Genomic DNA, 26,080 nt, shown 5'->3' with positions numbered 1-26,080 from the left:
GAATTTTTATACAAACATATTCAAAAAAATTTGTATTATGAAGTAATTTTTGTTTGGCTAAACGCTTCTTCAATGATATGAATCGCTTGGTCCAACTCTTTTTTTGTTACAGTTAAAGGCGGCAGCAATCGTACCACATGCGGTCCCGCTCCCAGTGCTAGCAATCCTTTTTCACGCATAGCTGCAAGCAATGCTGACTGATGTTCTCCGCATTCAATTCCAATCATAAAACCTTTTCCACGAACATCGGTTACAAATGAATAATCTGCTAAGCTATTTTTCAAAGCATTGGTAAAATAAAGGCTTTTTTCTGTAACCTCTGCCAAAAATGCTTCATTAAAAATAATGTTTAAGGTTGCTTTGGCTGAAGCTAGTGCAATTGGGTTTCCTCCAAAGGTTGTTCCGTGAGTACCAGGTCCAAATGCTTCTTTGAGATATCCTTTTCCAATCATCGCACCAACCGGCATTCCGCTTCCTAATCCTTTAGCTGCTGTAATAATATCTGGTGAAACGTTAAAATGCTGATAAGCAAATGGTTTTCCTGTTCTGCCGATTCCAGTCTGCACTTCATCGACTATAAACAGTGCTTCGTGCTTTTTACACAGCTCTTGAATGGTTAATAAAAATGCTTCGGTTCCTGGAACCACTCCGCCTTCTCCTTGAATGACTTCAACCATAATTGCTGCTACGCTGTCGTCCATTTCTTGTTTTAATGCTTCTTCATCATTGTATGGCACGTAAACAAACTCATTAACAAGAGGACCGAAGCCATCATGAATTTTTGCCTGCCCTGTAGCTGTCATTGTAGCAAATGTACGTCCATGAAATGATTTTGTAAACGTAATAATTTTGTGTTTTTGTGTGTACTTACGCGCTAATTTAATCGCCGCTTCGTTGGCTTCTGCACCGCTGTTACAGAAAAATACTGCATCACCGTTTGAGTGTTCCACAAGCTTACCTGCTACGTCTTCTTGAATCGATTGATGAAATAAATTTGACACATGCCACACTTTATTTAACTGCTCTTCGACCGCTTTTTGAACATCAGGATGACGATGACCTACGTTACAAACAGCGATACCTGAAATAAAATCTAAATACTCATTTCCTTTGTTATCTATTAATTTTGTTCCTTGCGCCTCTTCCACATGGATATCAAACCGTTGATATGTTGGAAACAATGAACTCATCGCTATCTTCTCCACCTTTTCCACTATATTTAATTGCTGTACCAATCAGCTTCCCTTCCTTATCTAAAAATCCATCAGTTCCGCTAATAATATGAACTTCTTCAAGCAAAGGAGATAACGCATTTACCGCTGATGTTACTTTCGGAATCATTCCGCCGTAAATTACTTTTTCTTCAATAAGTGCATCAATCTCTGACTTTGTAAGCTCAGGAAGCAATGCTCCATCCTTTAACACACCTTTTACATCCGTTACAAACATCAGCTTTTCAGCATTTACTGCTTGTGCAACGGCTCCGGCTGCCACGTCAGCATTAATATTATAGCTATTACCTTCTTCATCTGCTCCAATGGAAGAAACAACTGGAATATACTGACTGTCAGTTAGTTGTTTTAATAATGTATCGTTTACGCCTTTTACTTCTCCAACGTAACCTAGACGTTCCACATCAATTGCCTCTGCTTTAAGCAATAATCCATCAATTCCTGATAGTCCTACCGCTTTTAAGTTCGCTTTTTGTAGATCTTTTACAAGCTGCTTATTAACCTTGCCTGCTAATACCATCGTCACAACTTCTAATGCTTCTTTGGACGTTTTTCGAAGCCCATCTACAAATTCCGTTTCAATGTGAAGTTTGGTAAGCGTATCTTGAATATCAGGTCCGCCTCCGTGCACAACAATGATCTGATATCCACTCGCTTTTAACTGCTGAATACTTTCAAAAAAAGCGCTTGTTAACTGATTGACAATGCTGCCTCCGCATTTTACAACGACGATTTTTTCATTGCTCATTTCACTCTCTCCTTACGTTCGATAACTGGCGTTGATTTTGACGTAATCGTAAGTCAAATCGCAGCCCCACGCTTTGCCAATTCCATTTCCCTGCTGCAAGTCAACATAGACTTCGACCGTATCATTTTCTAAATAAGCCTTTGCTTCTTCTTCACTAAATGAAACAGGCTGACTGTTTTCTAACATCTGGATATTGCCTAACGAAACATTCACTGTTTCTGGATTAAGCGTTACTCCGCTGTACCCAACTGAACAAATAATTCGTCCCCAATTGGCATCGGCTCCATACATGGCCGTTTTCACTAGGTTCGAGCCCACAATTTGTTTAGCAATCACATTTGCTTCTTCGTTTGTATGAGCCCCAGATACGTTTACTTCAATTAGTTTTGTTGCTCCTTCACCGTCGCGTGCAATTTGTTTGGCTAAATCTTCACACGTCAAGCGCAGTGCTTCATAAAACGAATTCCATTCAGGATGATCTGGTGTAAGCGACTGGTGATCAGCTTTTCCATTTGCTAAAACAACAACCATATCATTCGTCGATGTGTCACCATCCACTGTAATTTGATTAAAGCTTTTATTTGTAATAGAACCTAGCGCATCTTGTAACACTGAAGCTTCAACCTTAGCATCCGTTGTGATAAAGCTAAGCATCGTAGCCATATTTGGGTGAATCATGCCTGATCCTTTCGCTGTGCCTCCAATGGTAACTACTTTGCCGTCAATTTTTGTTTCATAGCAAGCTGACTTCATCACTGTATCTGTTGTTAAAATAGCCGTTTGAAATTCTTCTGCTTTTTCTTTGTTCGACGAAGGACTTAACAACCCAATGCCTTTCACGATTTTTTCCATATCTAGAAGCTCTCCAATTACGCCTGTAGAAGCTACCGCTACATGATGAGGTAGGATATTAAGCTCTTTTGCACACGTATTTCGCATTTGGTATGCATCTTTTAATCCTTGTTCTCCCGTACATGCATTTGCACATGCGCTGTTCACAACGATCGCTTGCAGCTTCTGCTCCACTGCTACACTTTCTTTTGTAACAGCTAAAGGCGCTGCTTGAAAGGCATTAAGCGTGTAAACAGCTGCGCAATTAGCTGGCACATCGCTTACAATAACTCCTAAATCTTTTTTAGCATAACGTAAACCAGCATGAACACCGTCTGCTGAAAAGCCTAGCGGCGTTACAATTGTACCGTTCTCTATTTTCTTTATCTTTTCTTTCGTTTGTTTAACCGTAATCACTATACGTTCCCTCCTGCTTTTATCGTGATTAGTGATGCTGTTGACTTTATGGGAAGACAGGCAGTAGTCCGATACCCGCTTGCTGTTCAAATCCCATCATGATATTGGCATTTTGAATGGCCTGACCGGCTGCCCCTTTTACTAAGTTATCAATGACAGAAACGATCGTGACACGCTTTGTTCGTTCGTCAAATGTAATACCGATATCGCAATAATTTGATGCACTTACTTCTTTAGTAGAAGGAAATTCACCAGCTTTTCGAACGCGAACGAACGGGGAGTTTTGATATGTATCTACATATAGCTGATGGAGCTCTTGTACTGAGCTCTCTTCAGAAAGTTCAGCGTATATTGTACTCATAATCCCTCGCGTCATTGGAACTAAGTGCGTACTGAACGTAACATGGCCAATTTCCTCATCCCACTTTTCTAAAATAGATTCGATTTCTGGGATATGCTGATGTTGATTAACTTTGTATATTTTCATATTTTCATTGATTTCAGCATAATGAGCCATTTGCGAAAGACCGCGCCCTGCTCCTGAGATTCCGGACTTTGCATCAATGATAATAGAGTTTGGTTTCACCATTTGTTTACTAACGAGGGGAGCTAGCCCAAGCAGTGTAGCTGTTGGATAACAACCCGGGTTCGCAACGAACGTACTGCTTTCGACTTCGTCTGCAAACCATTCTGATAATCCATACACAGACTGTTGTAAAAATGCTTCGGCTGCAGCAGGCTTTTTGTACCATTTTTCATAAAGTGCTTCTGTTTTTAATCTAAAATCTCCAGATAGATCTACCACTTTTATTCCTTCTTCTATTAATTGAGGTACAAGTTTGCTAGAAACACCGGAAGGAGTTGCTGTAAACACTAAATCTAATTCTTCAGCCATCTTCTTAGGGTTTATATCTTGCAGCATATATACAGTATTAGAAAGGTGAGGATAAACCTCTGCTAGTTCCATCCCATCCTGAGAGGATGAATAAACTGCATAAACATGAAAATGTGGGTGATTCGCTAACAAACGAATCAGTTCTACTCCTCCATACCCTGTTGCTCCAACAATTCCTACCTTGTATTCTTTCATTTTAAAACTCCTTTTTCCACGTATCTATTTGAATTATTTATCATTATAATACCGTATAAAAATAAAATCAAATGAATATTTAAAAAATCCAACACTTTATTCTATATTTTTAAACATTTTTATTTATTCATAAGTTTTTATTTTTATAACTATCTTTCTATTTTTGTTTAGAAATTGTTCACAGATAGTTTTGGAAAACACTGGTTGTTTTTGTGTATAATAAGAATATCGATAAAATCATCCGTATGAGATTTTTTCATACGGCTAGTGGACGTACAGCATATACAGACTGTTCTAACTTAATAGATTAATAAGTAACAGTCGCAAAAATTTTAATTAAAAGGTGATAACATGATGAACATCACAACGGATTCTTTTTCAAATGAGCTGCAGCAATTTTTTATGAACTTTAATCATAAAATTTCGTTTAAAAAAGGTGACTTTCTCTTTCAAGAAGGTTCACCTTCAACTCATTTATTTTTTATTACGTCAGGGGCCGTGCAAGTAGGTAAAGTGACGCCGGAAGGACGCGAACTGACGCTTCAGCTGGCGAGTTCAGGAGACTTAATCGGGGAAGTCATGCTGTTTTGCGGATCTACTCCCCATATGCTCCAAGCAAAAGCCATTGAACCTTGTACGGCAATCAGTATTCAAAAACGGTTGTTAGAAAACGAACTAGCACAATACCCTGCTCTTTCTATGGAGTACATGAAGTGGATGGGACTCCAAATCAAGCGAATGCAGACAAAGTTTAGAGACTTAATTCTAAATGGAAAAAAAGGTGCTCTCTACTCTACTCTGATCCGCATGTCTAATAGTTTTGGAGTAATGAAGCCAAATGGTATTTTATTAAACGTAACGTTGACAAATCAAGAAATCGCCAATCTATGCGGGACATCTCGAGAAGTGGTCAATCGCATGCTCGCTGAGTTGCGAAAAAATGAAGTGATTTCGATGGCAGATGGAAAAATCATCATTCATAAGCTCTCTTTTTTAAAGAAAGAAATAGACTGTGAGGACTGCCCTTTGGAATTGTGCAGAATTGAATAAGAAAAAAAGCCATCGTTGATGGCTTTTTTCTTATTGAACACCTAATGCAATTTTAGCGTAGCGCGTCATTCGATCTTTATCCCATGGAGGATTAAATGTGATATTCACGTCTACATTTTCTACTTCTTCAAGAGAAATTAATTGTTTTTTCACTTGTTCGCCAATCACGCCAGCCAGCGGGCAGCCAATAGAAGTTAACGTCATCGTCACGATAACCGTGTTGTTTTCTTCCATTTCTACACCATACACTAAGCCTAAATTTACGATATCAACGCCAAGCTCTGGATCAATTACTTCTTCTAGTGATTCCATGATTTTATCTTCTAACTGTTTATCCATATTCATTCTCCTTTCTCTTACTTCCGTAATTATCTTCACGTATTAAATATACCCTTAAACAATTTATCGTAAGCAATCAATAACTATGTCTTACACCGTAACAAGACAGCTTTTGCATGTCAATCGTTCTGCTTTGCTCCTAAGGAAAAGTTGTGTAAAATATGGGAATACAAGCATGAATATTAGTAGAATTCAATATAATCGTATAACTACTTCAATTTAAAAGGAGCCCTATATGAGAAACGATCAACACTTAATCGCCTTAGATCTGGATGGAACATTGTTAACGAATGAAAAAACCATTTCACCTACAACAAAACGGGTATTAGAAAAAGCCAAACAAGAAGGACATATTGTAATGATTGCAACTGGTAGACCTTATCGTTCCAGTGCTATGTATTACAGCGAATTAGATTTATCCACGCCTATTGTAAACTTTAACGGAGCGCTTGTTCATCACCCCCTTCAGCCTGATTTCGGCACGCATCACGAACCTTTAAACCGCCGCACTGTCCATGACATTGTGACAGCTATGCAAGACTATCGCATCAACAATATCATGGCAGAAGTACAAGATGACGTGTATCTTCATTTTGAAGATCGAAAATTAATGGATGTACTTAGCCTAGGGGATCCTAAATTACAAACGGGTGATTTGCGTCATACACTGCAGCACGACCCAACGTCTATTTTAATTCACGCAGATGAAGAACATGTACAAGATATACGCTCTCACCTTTCAGATGTTCATGCAGAAGTACTAGAACATAGACGCTGGGGAGCACCTTGGCATGTCGTTGAAATTGTAAAAAAAGGACTTAATAAAGCTGTAGGTCTTGAGCGCGTAGCTAATCATTATCAAATTCCACGCGAACGAATTATTGCGTTTGGAGATGAAGACAATGATTTTGAAATGATTAAATTTGCAGGACACGGTATTGCCATGGAAAATGGTATTAACGAATTAAAACAGCTAGCGCGTGAAGTAACAAAATCGAATGAAAATGATGGTATTGCTTATTATTTGGAAAAAACGTTAAATTTATAACTTAGCTTTTTTTGAAAAGCAAGGTAAATTTTTATCGCTATCATTTTTTTTATTTAGCACACACTATAACCGACACTTCTTAAGGTGTCGGTTTTATTTATATTACGAGGAGGAATTTATGATGGGCAGAGGCAATCGATCAAAACGTTTTGTGAAACAAGGTGCAGACGCAGTTCAAAAACATGATGAACGAATTCCTTATCATATGACTATGGCAGAGGCAGAAGCATTTCAAGCTCAGCAGCGCCAAACTCCTCATGGAGGACAGTAACTTATGAAAAATTCACTTTTTGGTCAAGTAAAAGATGCGATTCGAAATGCAGTATCCGGCCATTCAGAAGATCAGCTTCATCGTCAAAAGCACGGCAACGGTGAACTTGATATTTCAGAAGGCGTATTAAATAGTATTGCTTCTAACGCTTCTCCTGAGGAGCAAGAGCAGCTGAAGCAATTCCAAAACTCATTGCATCAAGCGTATGATACAGATGGAGAATCACATTCACAAGAGAAAAGCGCAGACATTACGTCTGATACGCTGTCTCATATCGTTCAGAATGCTTCTTCCGAAGAGAAGGCACAGCTTGAACAGCTTCAAAGCACTTTAGAAGGCGGTCAGTCTCACGCTCACGGTAAAGCTCATGCGTCCAGTGAAAGCGTAGCAGCTGATATATTATCTCATGCACAGCAAAATGCTTCTCCTGAAGAACAAGCTCAGCTTGAACAGCTTCAAAGCACTTTAGAAGGCGGTCAGTCTCACGCTCACCGTGAATCTCACACGTCTAGTGAAAACGTAGCAGCTGATATGCTGTCTCATGCACAGCAAAGCGCTTCTCCTGAAGAACAAGCTCAGCTTCAGCAGCTTCAGAATACATTAGGAGCTGCTGGTCAAAATCATCAAACGTCTCAGGCTCATACGTCTGCAGCTTCTGATGAAAACATTGCAGCTGATATGCTGTCTCATGCGCAGCAAAATGCTTCTCCTGAAGAACAAGCTCAGCTTCAAGAACTTTCTAATGACTTAAAAGGCACACATTAATAAAAAAGAGTCCAGGTAATGAATACCTGGACCTTTTTTAATCCTTGCGAAACAAACCAAAGATTCCCGTTGTCTGAACGATATTGGTAAACGCTTTAGGATCTACCTCTTTAATCACTCGCTCCAAGTCAAATAATTCATATCTGGTCAAAACAATCATTAGCATTTCTTTATCTTCGTTTGTAAAGCCGCCTTTAGCCGGTACCGCCGTAATCCCTCGCACAAGTTTGGCGTGAATCGCCTTTCTTAGCTCCACTCCTTTTTTCGTTACGATCATTGCTGTGAGTTTGACATGACGCGTATGAATAACATCAATGACGCGAGTAGTTGTATAAAGCGTCACAAGCGTATAAAGTGACTTCTCAGCACCATATAAAAGACCTGCTAGCACGATAATAATTGCGTTTAATATGAACATATAAGTGCCAATTGGTCGGTCCTTTACTCGAGACAAAATCAGGGCAATAATATCGAGCCCACCAGTTGAAGCTCCAAATTTCAACGTAATTCCTACCCCTACCGCTAAAATAACGCCTCCAAAAACTGCGTTAAGGATGATGTCTTTAGAAAGTGCTTGAATAGGAATAATTCCAAGAAACAAAGTTGTTGCAGCAACGCTGATAAAGCTGTAAACAGTAAATGACTTCCCAACTTTTTTCCACCCTAAAATAGTTACAGGAATGTTTAACAACAACAGCAGCACTCCAGTGGAAATAGTAAAAGGGGTGTAATCTGTCACGATACTCGAAACAAGCTGCGCTACTCCTGTAAAGCCGCTCGAATATACATTAGCAGGTATCAAAAACAAGTTGAGCGCAAGCGCATTCAATAATGCTCCTACTAAGACGACTATCGCTTTTTTTGTTTCAAGCCACATATTCAAATGACCGACCTCCGCTTTTTTAAAACTTCTTACTCTCCTATACCCATTTATAAAATGAATAAAGTCAGCATCTTTAAAATAGTTAGTACATATAGTATGTACGATTTGGCAGAATTAAAAAAACTTATTCAAAAATTGTATTTTCCTCAAAGTGCTTATACACTAATACTATGTCGTATATAACGCTTCTCAATGTTTATACATCAAATTCATTTAATATTTTATAAATGCAATTAGGAAGGTGACATTTATGTCAATTAAACTTTTAACCGATAGTGCAAGCGATTTGCCTTTATCCTTTTTTCAAGAAAATAACGTTGGCTTTTTACCACTTCGCGTAAGCCTGGATAATCAAGAATTTTTAGATCTACAAACGATTGAGCCAGCTTCTGTCTACGAAGCCATCCGTAAAGGCAAAATGCCAAAAACATCTCAAGCGGCTCCAACTACTACGTATGAAGTCTTTGAGAACATAGCTAAATCAGGTGATTCGTGCATTTATTTAGCTTTTTCTTCAGAATTATCCGGTACATACCAAACAGCAATGATGATTCGAGAAGAACTCCTAGAAAAGTATCCCGATTTCCAATTAGAGATAATCGATACGAAATGTGCATCTCTTGGCCAGGGAGTAGTTACTTATTATGCAGCACAATTACTACAACAAAACCTCTCACTAGTCGAGATGACAGAAAAAATAAAACAATACGCGCTGCATATGGAACATATTTTTACGGTCGATGACTTAGATTTTCTTGCTCAAGGAGGACGCGTGAGCAAAGCTTCTGCTTTTGTAGGAGGTCTGCTTAATATTAAGCCGCTGCTTCATGTGGAAGATGGAAAACTGATTCCAATCGAAAAAATCCGCGGCCGTAAAAAAGTATTTAAGCGCATGCTTGATGTAATGGAAGAACGAGGAAAAAGCCTCTCTTCTCAAACCATTGGAATTAGCCATGGAGATGATTTAGAAACAGCTCTTCAGCTGAAAGAGATGATTCAAGAACGTTTTGGAACCAAACATTTTATTATTAATATTATTGGTGCAGCCATAGGTTCTCACTCTGGCCCAGGGACGATTGCAGTCTTCTTTTTGAACGAAACCATCGAATAATTTAAAGAGGTCAGGGCATTCTAAAGGTACGATCAAAAAGGGGTGTATCACAATGCCAAAAACGAGCGATAACGATAAAAAAGCAAAAGATAATAACGCAAAGCTTCACGAAAAGAATCTGCAAGCTAAGCATAACCGTGAGCTTGGAAAACATTCATTTTCTAAAAAAACTGATCACTTATAAAAAGAAGCCGCTGAATTTTCAGCGGCTTCTCCTTTTAGTTTTCTTCTTTTTTAAAATATGTCCATCCTTCTTCTTGATAAACTTTTCCTTCTTTCATCAGTTTACCAAGGGCACGTTTGAACGCAGCTTTACTCATATTAAAGCGCTCGCGAATATCTTCCGGATAGCTTTTATCCCAAAATGGCATAACGCCACCACGGCTTTCCATGTAATCGTATAGTACTTGTGCATCTTCATCCATGCTTTCTTGCTTGCGCGGAAGAAGCGATACGTTTAGCGTTCCGTCTTCTTTTACATTAATTACGCGGCCTGTTACATACGTCCCAAGCTTTGGTTCTTTGCGTCTCTCGCTTTCATGAATAAATCCAACATATCCTTCATCTGTCATAATAAATGAACCTACGCGCAGTACGCGATAGATGTATCCGCGCACTTCACGATTAAAAAGTTCGGGCGGGGCATCTAATGCCATTGCTTTCATCACATCGTCTGTAGCAATTTTCCCGTACATCTTACCGCGCTTTGAAATCTTCATTGTACAGTAAACCTTGTTTCCGACTTCTGGCCACAGATCTTCTAGGGCAGGTAAGTCTGTTGAACCAATTAACATATCTTTGTTCATGCCGATATTTACAAACACGCCCAAACCTGGATTAACATCTACGACCTCGACCCACTCATAGACACCTTCTTCAACAAGAGGTAAGTGCATCGTTGCCGTTAAACGGTCATGCTGATCAAGGTATAGAAAAACTTCTACTTCTTCTCCTTCAGCAAGTTCTCTTGTTGTTTCATTTTTATGTAGCAAAATTTCTTCTTCACCTTCTGCTAACATATAACCAATCGGCGTTTCCCGGTTTACTGTTAAATACGCTTTCATCCCAGCTTCTACATTCATCGTTCTATCCATCCTTTATATAAATTAGTAGTGACTATTCCGTCACCACATACCTTCTCACTTTGCATCGAACAGCATTTTAAATTTCAAATCAACTTAAATGCATGCATTGTTTAAAAAAGCTGCTTCTATAGCTTACAACAAAAAGCATAACTTGTATTGTATCAATTACCGGCTCTCTATTCAATATCAGTTGTATACAGTTTGTGTTTTATTTATAATAAAAGAACAAACTCTTTACATATGGAGGTTATTATGGCTAAAGATAGTTCATTTGACATTGTGTCACAAGTCGATTTATCAGAAGTAACAAACGGCATTACCATGGCAACAAAAGAAATTAAAACCCGCTACGATTTTAAAGGCAGTAAAAGCGAAATCTCGCTTGAAAACGAAGAGCTTGTTCTTATTTCTGATGATGAATTTAAGCTTGAACAGTTAAAAGACGTACTGATCTCCAAGCTTATTAAACGCGGCGTACCTACACGCAATATCTCATATGGAAAAATTGAGAACGCCTCTGGAGGAACGGTTAGACAACGTGCCAAGCTAATTCAAGGTATCGACAAAGACAACGCTAAAAAGCTAAATACGATTATTAAGAATACCGGTTTAAAAGTAAAAAGCCAGATTCAAGATGATCAGCTTCGCGTAAGCGGTAAAAATCGTGATGACCTGCAGCAAATCATTTCAGCTATTCGCAGCGCTGATTTACCTATTGACGTACAATTTATTAATTACCGCTAAAAAAATGGATGCTCCGGCATTCATTTTTTCTTTTAAAGCCTTTTTTTATTCGTTCAGGCTTATTCCTATGCATAGATACACTTTCTTAACAAATACTAGTATACGCTTTACATACTCATATTAATTAAGGAGTGTATACCAATGAATCAAAATCAAAAACAAAACTTCCCTCCTCAGCATCAGCAAACTCAGCCAGGTATTGAGAAAGATATGCACCCAATCCCTACCTCTATCGCTCCAGATTATAAGGCAAGCGGAAAATTACAGAACAAAGTAGCTGTTATCACCGGAGGAGACAGCGGTATCGGACGTTCTGTCGCTTATCATTACGCTAAAGAAGGCGCAAATGTTGTCATAACCTACCTTAATGAACACGATGATGCAAATGAAACCAAAAAACAAGTTGAACGAATGGAAGCTTCTTGTTTGTTGCTTGCTGGTGACATAGGAGATGAGCATTTTTGTCAAGAAGTCGTCTCAAAGGCCATTCAGACTTTCGGAAAAATAGACATCTTAGTCAATAATGCTGCTGAACAGCATCCTCAAAAAAGTATTACGGATATCACGACTGAACAGCTTACTCGTACGTTTCAAACGAATATTTTTTCAATTTTTCATTTGACCAAAGCTGCATTGCCTCATTTAAAACAAGGAAGCGCTATTATTAATACGACGTCTGTGACAGCTTACCATGGGCATGATCAGCTGATTGATTACTCTTCAACCAAAGGTGCTATCGTTGCTTTTACACGTTCTTTATCAGCTTCGCTCGCAACAAAAGGCATTCGCGTAAACGGCGTAGCTCCGGGACCCATTTGGACACCTCTTATTCCGTCTACGTTCGACGAACAGCAAGTTGCGACATTTGGGTCTAATACACCTATGAAACGGGCAGGACAGCCTTCTGAGCTAGGACCAGCCTATGTATACTTGGCAAGCTCTGATTCTTCTTATATGTCCGGGCAAGTTCTGCACATTAATGGGGGATCCATTGTAAACGGATAACATTTCTCTTCGGTCATTCATTTATTTTTATGTGGAAACACTATCAGAATTCAGCTATTTTTGTTTAAATAGAGATATGAACACCGCTAAAGGAGAGTATTTGAATGACCGATACATTAAGCACTCTTAAACATATATACGAAACCATTTTAAATAAAGTCGATGCCGGTATCCATGCGGTCGATGAAACAGGAAAAACTATTATTTATAATGAAAAGATGACAAAGATGGAGCTGATGGATGAACAAGACGTTTTACATAAAAACTTGTTAGATGTATTTATGTTCAAAGAAAATCAGCAAAGCACGCTTGTACAGGCGCTGCAAAAAGGAAAAGAAACGGTTAACGTCAAGCAAACGTATTTCAACAATCAAGGACAAGAAATCACGACGATTAATAATACCTTCCCTATTTTAAAAGACGGGGTCATTCAAGGAGCGGTTGAAATTGCTCAGGACGTGACAAAACTAGAGCGTCTAATCCGGCAAAACATTAGGCAAAAAGGAAACACACGCTTTACGTTTGACAGCATCATCGGAAACAGTCAGGCGGTTCATGATGTGATTGAAGACGCCAAGCGTGCTACTAGAACTCCTTCTTATGTCTTAATCATTGGAGAAACAGGCACGGGAAAAGAATTGTTTGCTCAAAGCATACATAATGGCAGCAGCCGCTCTTCTGCTCCTTTTATTTCACAAAACTGTGCTGCGCTACCGGATAATTTAATTGAAAGCCTTTTGTTCGGTACGAAGCGCGGAGCTTTTACAGGTGCAATGGATAATCCTGGCCTTTTCGAACAAGCGCAAGGAGGCACATTACTGCTAGATGAAATCAACTCGTTAAACCCAAATCTTCAGGCTAAGCTTCTTCGAGTGCTGCAGGAAAAAACCGTACGAAGAATTGGGGATACAGTGGACAAACCGGTTAACGTTCGAGTGATCGCGAACATGAATGAAGATCCAATCGATGCAATTGCAGAAAACCGATTACGCAAAGACTTATATTATCGACTTGGCGTCGTGACGCTTTTTATTCCTCCTCTTCGTGAACGAAAAGAAGATATTATTGAATTAACAAAGTTTTTCATCAAAAAATACAATGATTTGTTTCAGATGAATGTAAAAACCGTAGATCACCAAGTCATGTCTTCTTTTCTCTCTTATGACTGGCCAGGGAACGTACGGGAATTAGAACACATTATTGAAGGCGCAATGAACTTGGTAATGGACGAAGATGTTATTCACTATTCTCACCTTCCTTTCCAATACAGAACGAAGTTCCAGCTAAAGCAGCATGAACATTTTGAAAATAAAGCAAGCAGTGACGCACCTTCTTATCCAAGCGCTTTTCACCCTTCTCTTCCTTTAAAGGAACAGCTGTTAGCATTCGAAGCAGAATGTATTAAACAAACGCTTGAACAACACAGCCACAACATCTCAAAAAGTGCTAAGATACTAGGGCTGACCAGACAAAGCTTGCAGTATCGTATGAAACGATTGAACATCCGCTCTAAATAAAAAAGAAGTGCACAGTGCACTTCTTTTTTATTTTGCTTTATAAACCGGTGAATCCGATTGTTTTTGATCAATATTTTTCTTGATTCCTACGTGATAATACACGTAGAGTACAATGATTAAAGGGACACCGCAGTAAAGACCAATTCGTTGATCCGGAATAAAAATTAAACTGATTAATACCAGTCCATACAAACAAAAACCTAGAATAGGAACGAACGGATAAAGCGGCGTTTTAAATTTCAATTCCTTTATGTCTCCTCCTTCCGCTAAAAAACGACGGCGGAACATAAATTGAGAGGCACAAATGGACATCCAAACAATAATGGTCACCATTCCTGAAATCGAAATAAACCAAAGATATACGGTTTCAGCAGCCACGACGCTTGTAATCAACGAGCACCCTGAAATAATCATTGTCACAATTAATGCGTTAATTGGAACACCTTTTGAAGATAATTTCTTCAAAGGTTTTGGCCCCATATTGCTGTTTGACAGTGACCAAAGCATACGAGAAGCAGCATAAACGCCGGAGTTCGCCACTGATAGAACGGCTGTTAAAATGACAAAGTTCATGATATCCGCTGCGTATGGAATGCCAATTTGATCTAATACGGCAACAAACGGACTTTCAATGACGCCTGCTGTTTTGTATGGCAGAATAGAGACTAAAACAAACATAGCTAACACAAAGAAAAACAGCGTTCTCCAAATGACGTTTCGAATAGATCTCGGCAACGTTTTCTCAGGACTTTCACTTTCTCCTGCTGCAATGCCGACAAGCTCCGTTCCTTGAAACGAAAAGTTAACCGTTACTAAAGTCAATAAAACTGCCAGTATTCCATTTGGAAAAAGACCTGCGCCTTGGGTGAAATGTGAAAGAAACGGTGCGGATTCTCCTCCCTTGAAATCGATAAAACCAAAAACAGCAGCTCCTCCAATTAAAATAAATAGAATAATAGCCGTAACTTTAATACTCGAAAACCAAAACTCAGTTTCAGCATAGCTTCGAGCAGAAAGAGCGTTAATTAAAAATGTAATGACGCCAAAAATCAAGCACCATGACCATATAGGTACATCAGGAAACCACCTCTGCATTAAAATTCCTGCTGACGTAAATTCAAGTCCTGTCGTATTTGCCCAGCTGAACCAGTACAGCCATCCAATCATAAAGCCTGTAGAAGGCCCTAAAAACCTTGTAGCGTATTCTTGAAAGGAACCTGAAACCGGCATTGCTACCGCTAGCTCTCCTAAACAAAGCATAACTAAATACATGAGGAAGCCGCCTATTATATATGCAAGAATGGCTCCTCCCGGCCCTGCCTGGCTAATAGTAAAACCCGAACCTAAAAATAGGCCTGTTCCAATCACGCCTCCTAACGCAATCATAAATAAATGTCTGCTTTTCATTGTTCTCTGTAATTGGTTTTGTTCTGTATGTCTATTCATCGGTACCTCCGTTCTTCATTTTCTTATATGTGGTTTGTACAAGCATACCTACTTTTTAACATCTGAACAGTTGTTTCTTGAATCAACTTAGGAAGGACGCCGAACGAATAAGGCTTGTACACTCGCTCTGTCCACTTATGTCCGTCTTTCCCATATACCCCCATATTGATGGACGGAATATTTAATTCTCGAATTTCACGGAAAGGAATCGCCCCTGCAATCCCCCATCCCGGAAAGTTACGTGTAAAAGCATCGATTTCCTCATCTGTCTCATGAAGAGATAAAAAGCTGCCATCCGCTAGGTAGGGGAAAAATTTTTTAAACTGAAACGTCTCTCCCGTCTGTTTTCCAACCTTCTCCACAGCCGCTTGCAAGGGATAAAGAAGCTGCTGATCTCTGCTTTCTTCTTTCTTCAAGTGATTATGAGGCAGGTAAGGCGGTGCAAAAAAGACAATTACGCGCGGACTTTGATGCGGATCTAACCTTTGAAGTTCTTCAATTACTTTAAAGCACCTTGTTCTAAGTTCTAAATGCGCATACTGTTCGAAAGCTCGTTCAATACAAGCCTGAGCATTTACCCCTTTTTGATCCAATTCTTCCAAATAATCTTCCAAACTCACAACATCTACTTTCCAAGACAAGTTTCGCTTTGGTAAATTCGTTCTCCGAACAAAAAGTTCGTAATAATCAGAAAGTTTTTTCTCCACTTTTTCACATGCTTCGATTGATAATCCAATTAATTGACTCATCACTTCTTTTGCCGTTCGTTCATAGATGAAATAGTTAAAATACAAATGACTACTTACAGCAGTTTGCACATTATAAGCCTCTTTATTATCTCGTTGATACAGACAGGAAGGTGGCAGTACCAGCTCTCCTTCAATATTTTCAGCTAGATTAATATTGTTATGGATGCTTCCTGTAATCTCAGATGCAATCAAATTAGGGTCTATACCAGCAAGCGTATCTCCTACGTGTACCTCCCTTCCGTAAATATAAAAACATGGAAGCAGTTTCCCAGCGGCTCCTGTATAAATATAGCGCGTGGAATCTCCATCGTAAAGAGGTGTAATAAAGTCGGTATTAATCGCTGCTACATATGAAAGATTTTTTTCTTTTTTCAAACGGTTCAGTTCAGAAACAGCAGAAATAATTCCAGCATGCTGACTTTCCTCATCTGGGTTGACCATAAAAAGGACGTTTCCTTCTAATTTATTTGGATGCTTAGTAAAATGCAGCACATTGGCTAAATGTACAGCAATTCCACTTTGCATATCAACGGCTCCTCTTCCAAACATCCATTCACCTGAGCGAGCATCTCGCTGTACATCTTCATTAATGTTATGCATAGAGAAATAGCGCTGAAGTTCTTCTGGATCTAATGCTATGTCTTTTAATGGACCAAAATCTTCAATGCCAACCGTATCTAAATGAGCGTGATAAATCATTGTTTGAGCATTTTTTTTGCTGCCTTGAATAAAAGCAAATACATTTTTTCTACCTAGCGTATCGCCATTAATTTTCTGTTCCCAAACGTGAAGGGGATTTTCTTTGAAATAAGGAAAACTTTGAAGCGTGTTTTTAATGAAATCAGCAATCTTTACTTCGCCGCTTGTCCCATTGATACTTTTGATTTTCACTAACGCTTTTGTTAAACATTCAACTTGCTCTTCCATGCTTAGCTGTGAGAGTTGGATATACACTTCTATTCCTCCTGCCTATCAAATAAAAACGTTATTTAGCTGCATATGAATAAAAATAGTACGATATATACATATCGTACTATTTTTATTTATTTTAAACCGATTACTCAGCAAATACTTTTTCAATTCGTTCAATTGCCCAGTCTAACTCTTCTTTTGAAATCATTAGCGGCGGAGCAAAACGAATAACCGTACTGTGCGTTTCTTTACAAAGCAAACCTTGGTCTTTTAATTTTTCACAATAAGGACGAGCTTCTTCGTGTAATTCTACCCCGATGAATAGACCTCGGCCGCGCACTTCTCTAATAACTGGATTGCTTAAGCTTTGGAGCTTCTGCTTGAAATAAGAACCTAATTCTAATGAACGCGCTGGAAGTTCTTCATCTTCAATTACTTCCAAAGCAGCTAATGATACGGCACAAGCAAGCGGGTTTCCTCCAAATGTTGAACCATGAGAGCCAGGGTTAAAGACACTTAAAATGTCTTCGTTAGCGACTACGCAAGAAATAGGGAAAACTCCTCCTCCAAGCGCTTTACCTAAAATCAGCATATCTGGTTCTACGTCTTCCCAATCACAAGCAAACATTTTGCCTGTACGCGCTAAGCCAACTTGGATTTCATCAGCAATAAATAGCACATTATGTTCTTTACATAAATCAGCTGCAGCTTTTAAGAAGCCTTCTGGAGGTAAAACGATACCTGCTTCACCTTGAATTGGCTCAATTAAAAATGCGGCTGTATTTGGTGTAATAGCAGCTTTTAACGCTTCTAAATCACCATAAGGAATGGTTTGAAGCCCTGGAAGCATCGGTCCAAAACCACGTTGATATTCTGCTTCAGACGATAAGGAAACAGCTGTCATTGTACGACCGTGGAAGTTGCCCACACATGCGATGATTTGTGCTTGATTTTCAGCAACGCCTTTCACATCGTAAGCCCAGCGGCGTGCAGCTTTAATGGCTGTTTCTACCGCTTCTGCTCCCGTATTCATTGGAAGAGCCATATTTTTATTTGTTAATTTACAAATCTTTTCATACCATGGACCAAGCTGATCATTATGAAACGCTCGTGACGTTAACGTTACTTTATCAGCTTGACGTTTTAATGCTTCAATAATTTTTGGATGACGATGTCCTTGGTTAACAGCGGAATAAGCACTTAGCATATCCATATATTTATTATTTTCTGGATCGTGTACCCATACGCCTTCTGCCTTTTCAATTACAATCGGCAGCGGATGATAGTTGTGTGCCCCAAATTTTTCTGTTTGCTCAATGATTTTCACCGTTTTTTGTGTTTCAGTTGTCATATTTACTCCTCCTTATTTTCTAATTAGAATGTTTCAGATGTTGTTTTTGCTTGCATGTGAAGAACAAGATAATCCGGTCCGCCTGCTTTTGAATCCGTTCCTGACATATTAAATCCGCCAAAAGGCTGGTAACCAACAATCGCTCCTGTACATCCTCTGTTAAAATACAGATTTCCAACATGGAACTCTTCACGGGCGCGCTCAATATGCTCGCGGTTGTTTGATAATAAAGCGCCTGTTAATGCATATTCTGTATTGTTTGCAATCTCCATCATATGATCAAAATCTCGCGCTTTAGAGAATGCTACTACCGGACCAAAAATTTCTTCTTGCATGAGACGAGCTTTTTCATCTACATCCGCAAAAATAGTTGGCTGAATAAAGTATCCAGTTGAATTGTCTGCTTCTCCTCCCGCAACAAGCCGTCCTTCTTCTTTTCCAATTTCAATATACGATAATACTTTGTTATACGACGCCTCATGAATAACAGGTCCCATATAAGTTGAAACTTCTTCTGGGTTTCCAACGGTTAATGTTTTTGTTAGCGCAACTGCTTTTTCAAGCACTTCATCATACACATCTTGATGCACAACAGCACGAGAACCAGCGGAGCACTTTTGCCCTGCAAAACCAAATGCAGAGTATACAATTGAAGAAGCAGCTAAATCCAGATCCGCATCTTTGTCTACAACCATCGTATCTTTTCCGCCCATTTCAGCAATAACGCGTTTTAGCCATTTTTGGCCCGGCTGTACTTTTGCTGCTCTTTCATAAATGCGGCAACCTACTGCTCGCGAGCCGGTAAATGAAACAAAACGTGTTTTTGGATGTTCAACTAAATAGTCACCGATTTCAGGTGTAGCACCAGGAATAAAGTTTAATACGCCTTTCGGTAAACCTGCTTCTTCCATTACTTCTACAAATTTCGCTGCTACTACAGGAGTGGCATCAGCTGGCTTTAATAAAATCGTGTTGCCTGTTACGATAGCTGCTACTGCTGTTCCAGCCATGATAGCTAACGGGAAGTTAAAGGGTGAAATAATAATACCTACGCCAAGTGGAATATAATTGTACTGATTATACTCACCGTCTCGACTCTGTACTGGAGAACCATCTTTTAACGTCAGGACTTGACGTGCATAGTACTCTAAAAAATCAATTGCTTCTGCTGTATCAGCATCTGCTTCGTTCCAAGGCTTTCCTGCTTCTTTTACAAGATAACTAGAAAATTCATGCTTTCTGCGACGGATGATGGCCGCTGCACGAAAAAGAATATCTGCTCGATGTTCTACTTTCCATTTTTTCCACGTTTCAAAAGCTTTTAAAGCTGACTGCATCGCTTGCTCTGCTAAGTCTTTATTTACTGTAGAGACATATCCAATCACTTCTTTTATATTCGCTGGGTTAACAGACGTAATTTTCTCTTCAGTTTCCACTTTTTCACCATCGATCACAAGCGGGTACGTTTTGCCAAGCTGTGTATTTACATATGTTAATGCTTCTTGAAATGCCTTTTTATTGTTTTCGTCCTTAAAATTTGTAAATGGTTCATGAGAATAAGAAACTACCATGATATATACCTCCTAGTATGCAAATCTTTGTTTACTTTATAGTTATGCAAATAGCGTGCCAACTTTTAATAAAACTTTACAGCCTATTTGCCATCAAGGTTTTCACCACTTATATTATTCTTTCTTTTTAATACAGGAAAAAATAATTGGCACGAGTGTATTTTTTTTGCACTTTAAACGCCAATATCTTTGGCACAGAAAATATATTGAGACATACCTAAATCAATCCAATCTAAAAACGAAAAAATCCGAACAAGTTTGATTCTCCATCAAGAATCAAACTCGTTCGGATCTTCCTTCAACTACAATACTTTTGTCCCAGCCTCTTTCTATTTGTTTATAAAGTTATCTCTTCGTCATTTGAATGGTTTTACAGGATTGTCTTTCAATCATTTTGTGAGGAACGCGCACTTGTTCTGCAACAGCATATGGCGTTTCAATCTGCTTAATCAAACAGCGTACAGCCTGATAACCAAGTTCAAAAATATTAATATCAATAGATGTGAGAGCAGGCCTAGCCATTTCGGCGATCAAAACATTATTAAAACTGACAATCGAAATGTCTTCAGGAACCGAAATTCCCAGTTCATCCAATGTATTTAAAACGCCTAATGCCATTAGATCGTCCGCTACTACCAGAGCCGTTGGACGTTCTTTTAGAGATAAAAGTTCGCAAACAGCTTCTTTTCCTCCCTTCTGTAGAAATTCTTCATGAATTACATACTCGTCCCGGTAAGGAATGTTTGCTTTTTGAATCGCTTTATCATAGCCTGTTAAACGGTCAATGGTAACGACTAATTCAAGACTTCCGCCAATAAACGCAATACGCTCATGTCCAGATTCAATTAAATATTCCGTCGCTTCTTTTCCAGCTTTAAAATTATCATTATCAACAAACGTGATGCTTTCACTATGTTTAAACGGCTTTCCAATAACTACAAACGGCACGCTCTGTTCTTGCAAATAAGAAAGTACTTGATCATCAACTTTGGAGTACAGCAAAATTAATCCATCCACTCGTCTTCCCTGTACCATTTGAACAACTTCTGCAAAAATCTCTTCTTCCGTTTCTCCAGTGGACATATAAATCGCTCTTTTGTTTTCGTGAGCTCCGGTGCTGATTCCTCTTAGCACTTCGGGAAAGAATGGATTTTGAAACACCTTGTCTGCTGAGCTCGGCATCACTAGGCCGACTGCCTCTGTCGTTTGATTTGCTAGACTTCGCGCAATAATATTTGGGTGATAACCAAGTTCTTTCATAGCCGATCGCACGCGCTGTTTTGTTTTTTCACTAATTCTTGAGCTGTCTGCAATGACGCGAGATACCGTCGAAGGGGCTACATTTGCTAAATTTGCCACATCTTTTATTGTTACACCCATAATTCCACCTCTTAATTATGTTTTCTTCATTAATACTTATCCAATTATAATTTGACAACTACGACGCGCTGTCCTTTTTACGTGATTGAGAAATTTTCTTTTCTTTTCTTCTTTTTGAAGATGCTTTGTACAAAAAGATGCCAAATCCCGTATAAACAGCAGCAACCGCTGCGATATATCCAATATTAAACCCTGACTTTTTCACTACTTTATATACATTTGTGGTCTCAGGCTCCAATGAAATGTTGTATACATCGTCAACGGGTCGTATAATTCCTTCCGTTATTAACCCTCTTAGTTCATTTTCTTTTCCAACTTTTTTGAGCGGGACATTAATGTCCGACGTTTCCTTTGTATTATTAATCACAACAAACGTCGTTTCGTCCTTATACCTTCTCTTGTATACAGCCACACCTTTTTGCTCAGACACAAGGGTAAAGCTTCCTTTTCGAAGAGAAGGCGACTTTGCTCTAAGTTCAGCCAGTTTTTTTAAATGATCTATAATATCGGGATTAGCTAAAAAATTCATCATCCCATAATTTTCTGCTCCCTTTCCCCCATTCAGCGCAATTTCCGTTCCATAAAAAACGATTGGTACACTCGGCGAAGTATAAAGATACGAAAGCCCTTGCTTTGTTCGGGCTCCAGGATGATTTTCACTCTTCAATGCTTGTGCTGTAAAACGTGTGCTATGAACATCATCTAAAAAATTGGCTAAAGGCTGATTACTTCCTTTCCTCCACTTGTCATACAACATTTTCTGCGGACGATTAGTACCGCTAAATGTAGCAGCAGTGGCTTCGGCTAGCGTTCTATCTACAAGCAAATCTACTCCTAACGAATCAGCCTGCTCATTTTTTTTAAATGGTTGCCCGTTTATTTCTCCTATTAATAGAAAAGAAGGATTCATACTTTTTAGCGTCTTAGAAAAGGATGAAATAAATGCAGAAGGAGCTTGATCGATATCTTTAACGTAATATCCGTCAATATCTGCTTGTTTGCTCCACCAAGCAGCATTTTTAATAAGGTATTTCTGCACAGCGCTTTCTTTTAAATTAAGGTGAGGCAATGCTTTAATTACTTCGTTATCTGTACCGGATTCATTACTTATCCATGTTTGTTTTTCTTTATCTGCTACCCAAGAATGATTGTTACTGATTGTCAAAGGAAATTCGACCATAATTTTTATATTGCGCTCATGTGCTTTCTTCACAAGATTTTGTAAGTCTTTTAACGTTCCAAAATGATCGTCTATTTTATAATGGTTGGTCACCGCATATCCATGATAGCCTGTCTCATCATTTTCCATAAAAGGAGTTAATAAAACAGCGGTAAACCCCATCTCTTGAATATAGTCTAACTTTTGTGCTGTTCCCTGTAAATCGCCTCCATAATAGGCATCTGAACGTTCATAGTTAACATTTCGATCATTCTGTTCACTTCCGTTATAAAAACGGTTGATCATCAATGAGTATATTACCTCATCACGTATATCTTTATGATCTTGCGCTGAGGCACTGCTTCCAAAAAGCAATAATAGTATAAGCAGCATACTTATCCTTTTCCATTTCATCTATTCCCCTCCTATAGACGAACTGTTTCAAACTCACTTTTGTTTCCATTATAACGTTAACGCTTACATTATTGTTAAATAAGTTGATAAAAACAAAAAAAGTGATTAAAAGTTTTTACTTTTAATCACTTTTTTCATCTATATACTGCTATACCGTCTCATTTACGTTCGAGATATGAGGCTTATCCGATACTTTACCAACTTTATTTAATCGATCAATCAATCCAACACCAAATTCTGGATGAAGGTTACCATCTCCTGTCGCTACGAAACTTTCACGAAATTCGTATGCGGATGAACCGTGTTCAGCAAAATCTAAACCAGCAATTTCTTCTTCGCTTGATACTCGAATAGAAGAAAAACGCGTGAGAACAAATAAGAATAACCCAACCGTTCCAATTGTCCAGCCCATCACAGCTATGATTCCAAGAGCTTGAATACCTAATAGCTGTACGCCTCCGCCATAAAATAAACCATTAGCCGTATCAAACAGCCCCACTGCTAACGTCCCCCAAATACCGCAAATTCCATGAACAGTAATAGCACCAACTGGATCATCTAACTTCATTTTGCTATCGATAAAATGCACAGCTTCTACTAGAATAATTCCTGCAATTAGCCCAATGACGATTGCACCTGGAATCGATACGTTTGCTGTTCCAGCTGTAATTCCTACAAGTCCAGCTAAAGCACCGTTTAATGTTAAGCTAGCGTCAATACGCTTGTAGCGAAACTTTGTATATAAAGCAGAAGACAGGACTCCGCATGACCCAGACATTAATGTAGTTGCGATGATTCCTGGTACAAGGGCAGGATCCGCTGCTAATGTACTTCCTCCATTAAATCCAAACCAGCCAAACCAGAGGATAAATACACCTAATGCGCCAAGTGGAATATTATGTCCTTGAATAGCATTGACTTTTCCATCGCTTCCATACTTTCCAAGACGTGCTCCTAGAAAAGTAACTGCTACAGCCGCACCAAGAGCTCCAGTCAAATGAACAACTGTCGACCCTGCAAAATCTACGAAGCCTAGTTTAGACAACCATCCTCCTCCCCACACCCAGTGACCTACAACTGGATAAATAACAGCTACCATAGCAATTGTTAGCATCATATAGCTCGATAATTTCATACGTTCTGCTACCGCTCCTGAAATAATCGTAGCGCATGTTGCTGCGAAAACAATTTGAAAGACAAAAAAGCTCATTTGATCGCTTTCTCCATTTAAAAAGAAACCGCTCGAACCGATAAATCCTCCTTTAGAATTTCCAAACATGAGCGCAAAACCAACCACAAAATACAAGACGGAAGACACAGCTACCGTTAGCATATTTTTCATTAAGATATTAAGCGAATTTTTCGAACGAGTGAAGCCTGTTTCAACCATCGCAAACCCTGCGTGCATTAAAAACACAAGTACTGCCCCAAACATTACCCACATCATGTCAATTGATGCGCTGACTGATTCAACAGTTGGGTCAGCCGCATTAACGCGTGTTGCCGCCAACAAACTAACAAACAAAGCCGCACTAATTTTCTTTTTCAACGCTTAACTCCCCCTCTATTAAAATAACACTCTCTTTTTATAAAATAGCCTCTACACCTGCTTCTCCTGTTCTAATTCGTACAGCATCCTCTACCGGATATACAAAAACCTTTCCGTCGCCTATTTGATTAGTGGAACAAATTGATTGAATGATCTTAATGACTTCATCAACTTGTTCTGTTTCTAAAATCATTTCTACCTTCACTTTAGGTACTAGTTTGATTTCAAAACTTTGTCCCCTGAACAGTCCCTGCTCTCCTTTTTGCTGACCGCATCCTGCTACTTCTGAGACCGTTAATCCGTTTATTCCTACTTCCTCTAATTTTACGCGCAGTGCTTGAAATTTTTCTGGACGAATGATGGCTTCTACTTTTTTCATCGTAACCCCTCTTCCATGTTAGTTTTATTAACATTTAATGTTATGTATATTATCATATAGATAATTTTCTGAATATTCAATTTAATATGTGATAAAAATGAGACTTTTTTCTTATTTACATAATAGTTAACGCTTTCATATCTTTTCAAAAAAAAGTAACGCAAAGGAAAAGTAATTCCTTTGCGTTACCCCGTAGAAATAGATGTCATAATTTTCTTTTTTACTTGACTTGTGACAAAGTGCTTTTCTGTAAATACGTCATAATTTTCTTTTCGAATTTTATCAAGAATCGCTCGGTATAAATGCGCCGCTCCTGTAAGAGGCAAACGAGAAGCGACCGGATATTTATGAATCGACTGAAGTCCTTTTATATAATACATCTCCGCTTCTTTGGCCAGGTGCTCCCACATCTCTATAAATTCAGAAGTGACCCACCGGTTCTCTAATAGCATGCGCGTGTATCCGTAAGAATTCATAAGGTCTTTCGGTAAATAAATGCGCCCTCGCTCTAAGTCTTCCCCAACGTCTCTTAAAATGTTGGTCAGCTGCATTGCAATACCTAATGCAACTGCTTCTTCTTCTAATTCTTTATGAGTAGTTGGAGCTAAAATCGGTAAAAGCATTAACCCTACCGTACTCGCTACATGATAAGAGTATGTTTTCACTTCATCAAGCGTATCGTATTCTTTTTTTACTAAATCCATTCTCTGGCCGGTAATCATATCATCAAACGCTTGAACATTCATCTCATATTGTTCAAATACATTGCGCAGAGCTACCCACATGGCGCTTTCGTTCAATAGTTCTCCATTTTTAAATCGGACAAATTCTGATTCAAATTGCTGCAGCTCTATTTCAGGGTTGCATCCTTCATCTACAATATCATCGACTTGACGGCAAAATGCATATACTGCCCATACTGCCTTTCTTTGTTTTGACGGCAGCATGGAAAAAGCTTTGTAAAACGTTTTTGAGTTTTCTTTAATAATTTCTTCACACTGATTGTACGCTTTGTCTAACGAAATGTTCATCAT

25 protein-coding genes are annotated in these 26,080 nt (G+C 38.8%); 9 read left to right on the top strand and 16 right to left on the bottom strand.

The features are described from left to right. Nucleotides 1-35 precede the first annotated feature (35 nt). The 4 genes from AC1D0Y_RS05915 to argC are packed head-to-tail and all read right to left on the bottom strand — an operon-like array spanning nt 36 to nt 4,318. Nucleotides 36-1,190: an acetylornithine transaminase gene (locus AC1D0Y_RS05915; RefSeq protein ID WP_098332507.1), complete on the bottom strand. Its 1,155-nt coding sequence runs from the start codon at nt 1,188-1,190 to the stop codon at nt 36-38. Further along, nucleotides 1,156-1,980 (bottom strand): acetylglutamate kinase, encoded by an 825-nt coding sequence (argB, locus tag AC1D0Y_RS05910; protein ID WP_028407451.1) that lies wholly within the window; start codon nt 1,978-1,980, stop codon nt 1,156-1,158. Before argB ends, AC1D0Y_RS05915 begins: the two co-directional genes overlap by 35 nt. A 12-nt stretch (nt 1,981-1,992) precedes the next feature. Further along, complete coding sequence (gene argJ / locus AC1D0Y_RS05905; RefSeq protein WP_371264481.1) at nt 1,993-3,225, bottom strand: bifunctional ornithine acetyltransferase/N-acetylglutamate synthase; 1,233 nt, start codon at nt 3,223-3,225, stop codon at nt 1,993-1,995. A gap of 49 nt (nt 3,226-3,274) precedes the next feature. Beyond that, complete coding sequence (gene argC / locus AC1D0Y_RS05900; protein ID WP_272801744.1) at nt 3,275-4,318, bottom strand: N-acetyl-gamma-glutamyl-phosphate reductase; 1,044 nt, start codon at nt 4,316-4,318, stop codon at nt 3,275-3,277. A 351-nt stretch (nt 4,319-4,669) separates the two neighbouring features. Here argC and AC1D0Y_RS05895 point away from each other — a divergent pair, with 351 nt between their 5' ends. Next, a complete protein-coding gene (locus AC1D0Y_RS05895) occupies nt 4,670-5,368 on the top strand; it encodes a Crp/Fnr family transcriptional regulator (protein ID WP_098333854.1) in 699 nt (232 codons plus the stop codon). 30 nt (nt 5,369-5,398) lie between these two features. Here the strand turns inward: AC1D0Y_RS05895 and AC1D0Y_RS05890 are convergent, their stop codons facing one another. Next, entirely contained in the window at nt 5,399-5,707 is a 309-nt protein-coding gene (locus AC1D0Y_RS05890) for a metal-sulfur cluster assembly factor (RefSeq protein WP_272801746.1), read from the bottom strand. A gap of 235 nt (nt 5,708-5,942) precedes the next feature. On the opposite strand from AC1D0Y_RS05890, the gene AC1D0Y_RS05885 reads away from it, so the two are divergent. The 3 genes from AC1D0Y_RS05885 (at nt 5,943) to AC1D0Y_RS05875 (ending at nt 7,791) form a co-directional block, all read left to right on the top strand. Next, on the top strand, nt 5,943-6,755 hold the full coding sequence (locus tag AC1D0Y_RS05885; RefSeq protein WP_050691042.1) for a Cof-type HAD-IIB family hydrolase: 813 nt from the start codon (nt 5,943-5,945) through the stop codon (nt 6,753-6,755). A 118-nt stretch (nt 6,756-6,873) separates the two neighbouring features. Beyond that, complete coding sequence (locus tag AC1D0Y_RS05880; RefSeq protein WP_013055382.1) at nt 6,874-7,026, top strand: hypothetical protein; 153 nt, start codon at nt 6,874-6,876, stop codon at nt 7,024-7,026. Between the two features lie 3 nt (nt 7,027-7,029). After that, complete coding sequence (locus tag AC1D0Y_RS05875) at nt 7,030-7,791, top strand: DUF3813 family protein (protein ID WP_028407446.1); 762 nt, start codon at nt 7,030-7,032, stop codon at nt 7,789-7,791. A 37-nt stretch (nt 7,792-7,828) separates the two neighbouring features. Here the strand turns inward: AC1D0Y_RS05875 and AC1D0Y_RS05870 are convergent, their stop codons facing one another. Next, nucleotides 7,829-8,668, bottom strand: coding sequence for a YitT family protein (locus AC1D0Y_RS05870; protein ID WP_025749916.1), 840 nt, complete (start codon nt 8,666-8,668; stop codon nt 7,829-7,831). A 256-nt stretch (nt 8,669-8,924) separates the two neighbouring features. Between AC1D0Y_RS05870 and AC1D0Y_RS05865 the strand changes: the two genes are divergently transcribed. Continuing rightward, entirely contained in the window at nt 8,925-9,785 is an 861-nt protein-coding gene (locus tag AC1D0Y_RS05865; RefSeq protein ID WP_028407444.1) for a DegV family protein, read from the top strand. Nucleotides 9,786-9,837: 52 nt separating this feature from the next. After that, nucleotides 9,838-9,969, top strand: coding sequence for a DUF3941 domain-containing protein (locus AC1D0Y_RS05860; protein ID WP_013055378.1), 132 nt, complete (start codon nt 9,838-9,840; stop codon nt 9,967-9,969). A 34-nt stretch (nt 9,970-10,003) separates the two neighbouring features. Here the strand turns inward: AC1D0Y_RS05860 and AC1D0Y_RS05855 are convergent, their stop codons facing one another. Next, complete coding sequence (locus AC1D0Y_RS05855) at nt 10,004-10,867, bottom strand: CvfB family protein (protein WP_028407443.1); 864 nt, start codon at nt 10,865-10,867, stop codon at nt 10,004-10,006. Between the two features lie 255 nt (nt 10,868-11,122). Here AC1D0Y_RS05855 and AC1D0Y_RS05850 point away from each other — a divergent pair, with 255 nt between their 5' ends. The 3 genes from AC1D0Y_RS05850 (at nt 11,123) to AC1D0Y_RS05840 (ending at nt 14,136) form a co-directional block, all read left to right on the top strand. Next, nucleotides 11,123-11,614, top strand: a complete 492-nt coding sequence (locus AC1D0Y_RS05850) for a YajQ family cyclic di-GMP-binding protein (protein WP_013055376.1) — start codon at nt 11,123-11,125, stop codon at nt 11,612-11,614. A 141-nt stretch (nt 11,615-11,755) separates the two neighbouring features. Beyond that, nucleotides 11,756-12,619 carry an SDR family oxidoreductase gene (locus tag AC1D0Y_RS05845; RefSeq protein WP_016763019.1) on the top strand — a complete coding sequence of 288 codons (864 nt, stop codon included), beginning with the start codon at nt 11,756-11,758 and terminating at the stop codon, nt 12,617-12,619. 104 nt (nt 12,620-12,723) lie between these two features. Continuing rightward, nucleotides 12,724-14,136 (top strand): sigma-54 interaction domain-containing protein, encoded by a 1,413-nt coding sequence (locus AC1D0Y_RS05840; RefSeq protein WP_028407442.1) that lies wholly within the window; start codon nt 12,724-12,726, stop codon nt 14,134-14,136. 27 nt (nt 14,137-14,163) lie between these two features. Here the strand turns inward: AC1D0Y_RS05840 and AC1D0Y_RS05835 are convergent, their stop codons facing one another. The 9 genes from AC1D0Y_RS05835 to AC1D0Y_RS05795 form a co-directional block, all read right to left on the bottom strand. After that, complete coding sequence (locus AC1D0Y_RS05835; protein ID WP_028407441.1) at nt 14,164-15,582, bottom strand: amino acid permease; 1,419 nt, start codon at nt 15,580-15,582, stop codon at nt 14,164-14,166. A gap of 23 nt (nt 15,583-15,605) precedes the next feature. Further along, on the bottom strand, nt 15,606-17,285 hold the full coding sequence (locus tag AC1D0Y_RS05830) for a M20/M25/M40 family metallo-hydrolase (RefSeq protein ID WP_060746439.1): 1,680 nt from the start codon (nt 17,283-17,285) through the stop codon (nt 15,606-15,608). A gap of 103 nt (nt 17,286-17,388) precedes the next feature. Further along, nucleotides 17,389-18,594, bottom strand: coding sequence for an ornithine--oxo-acid transaminase (locus AC1D0Y_RS05825; RefSeq protein WP_477707375.1), 1,206 nt, complete (start codon nt 18,592-18,594; stop codon nt 17,389-17,391). 23 nt (nt 18,595-18,617) lie between these two features. Next, the gene (pruA, locus tag AC1D0Y_RS05820; RefSeq protein WP_060746440.1) at nt 18,618-20,165 is read right to left on the bottom strand and encodes an L-glutamate gamma-semialdehyde dehydrogenase; all 1,548 of its coding nucleotides are present in this window, start codon (nt 20,163-20,165) and stop codon (nt 18,618-18,620) included. A gap of 345 nt (nt 20,166-20,510) precedes the next feature. Further along, on the bottom strand, nt 20,511-21,545 hold the full coding sequence (locus AC1D0Y_RS05815) for a LacI family DNA-binding transcriptional regulator (RefSeq protein ID WP_028407437.1): 1,035 nt from the start codon (nt 21,543-21,545) through the stop codon (nt 20,511-20,513). A 58-nt stretch (nt 21,546-21,603) separates the two neighbouring features. Beyond that, nucleotides 21,604-23,118 carry an alpha-amylase family glycosyl hydrolase gene (locus tag AC1D0Y_RS05810; protein ID WP_060746441.1) on the bottom strand — a complete coding sequence of 505 codons (1,515 nt, stop codon included), beginning with the start codon at nt 23,116-23,118 and terminating at the stop codon, nt 21,604-21,606. 148 nt (nt 23,119-23,266) lie between these two features. Continuing rightward, entirely contained in the window at nt 23,267-24,667 is a 1,401-nt protein-coding gene (locus AC1D0Y_RS05805) for an ammonium transporter (protein ID WP_034275482.1), read from the bottom strand. Between the two features lie 37 nt (nt 24,668-24,704). Next, a complete protein-coding gene (locus AC1D0Y_RS05800; RefSeq protein ID WP_025749925.1) occupies nt 24,705-25,046 on the bottom strand; it encodes a P-II family nitrogen regulator in 342 nt (113 codons plus the stop codon). 185 nt (nt 25,047-25,231) lie between these two features. Next, complete coding sequence (locus AC1D0Y_RS05795) at nt 25,232-26,080, bottom strand: phytoene/squalene synthase family protein (protein ID WP_034275479.1); 849 nt, start codon at nt 26,078-26,080, stop codon at nt 25,232-25,234.

It is taken from the genome of Priestia sp. P1_B12_1 (genome assembly GCF_056406695.1).
Note: the sequence above shows the minus strand (reverse complement) of the source record. Positions and strands in the feature narration are given on the sequence as shown.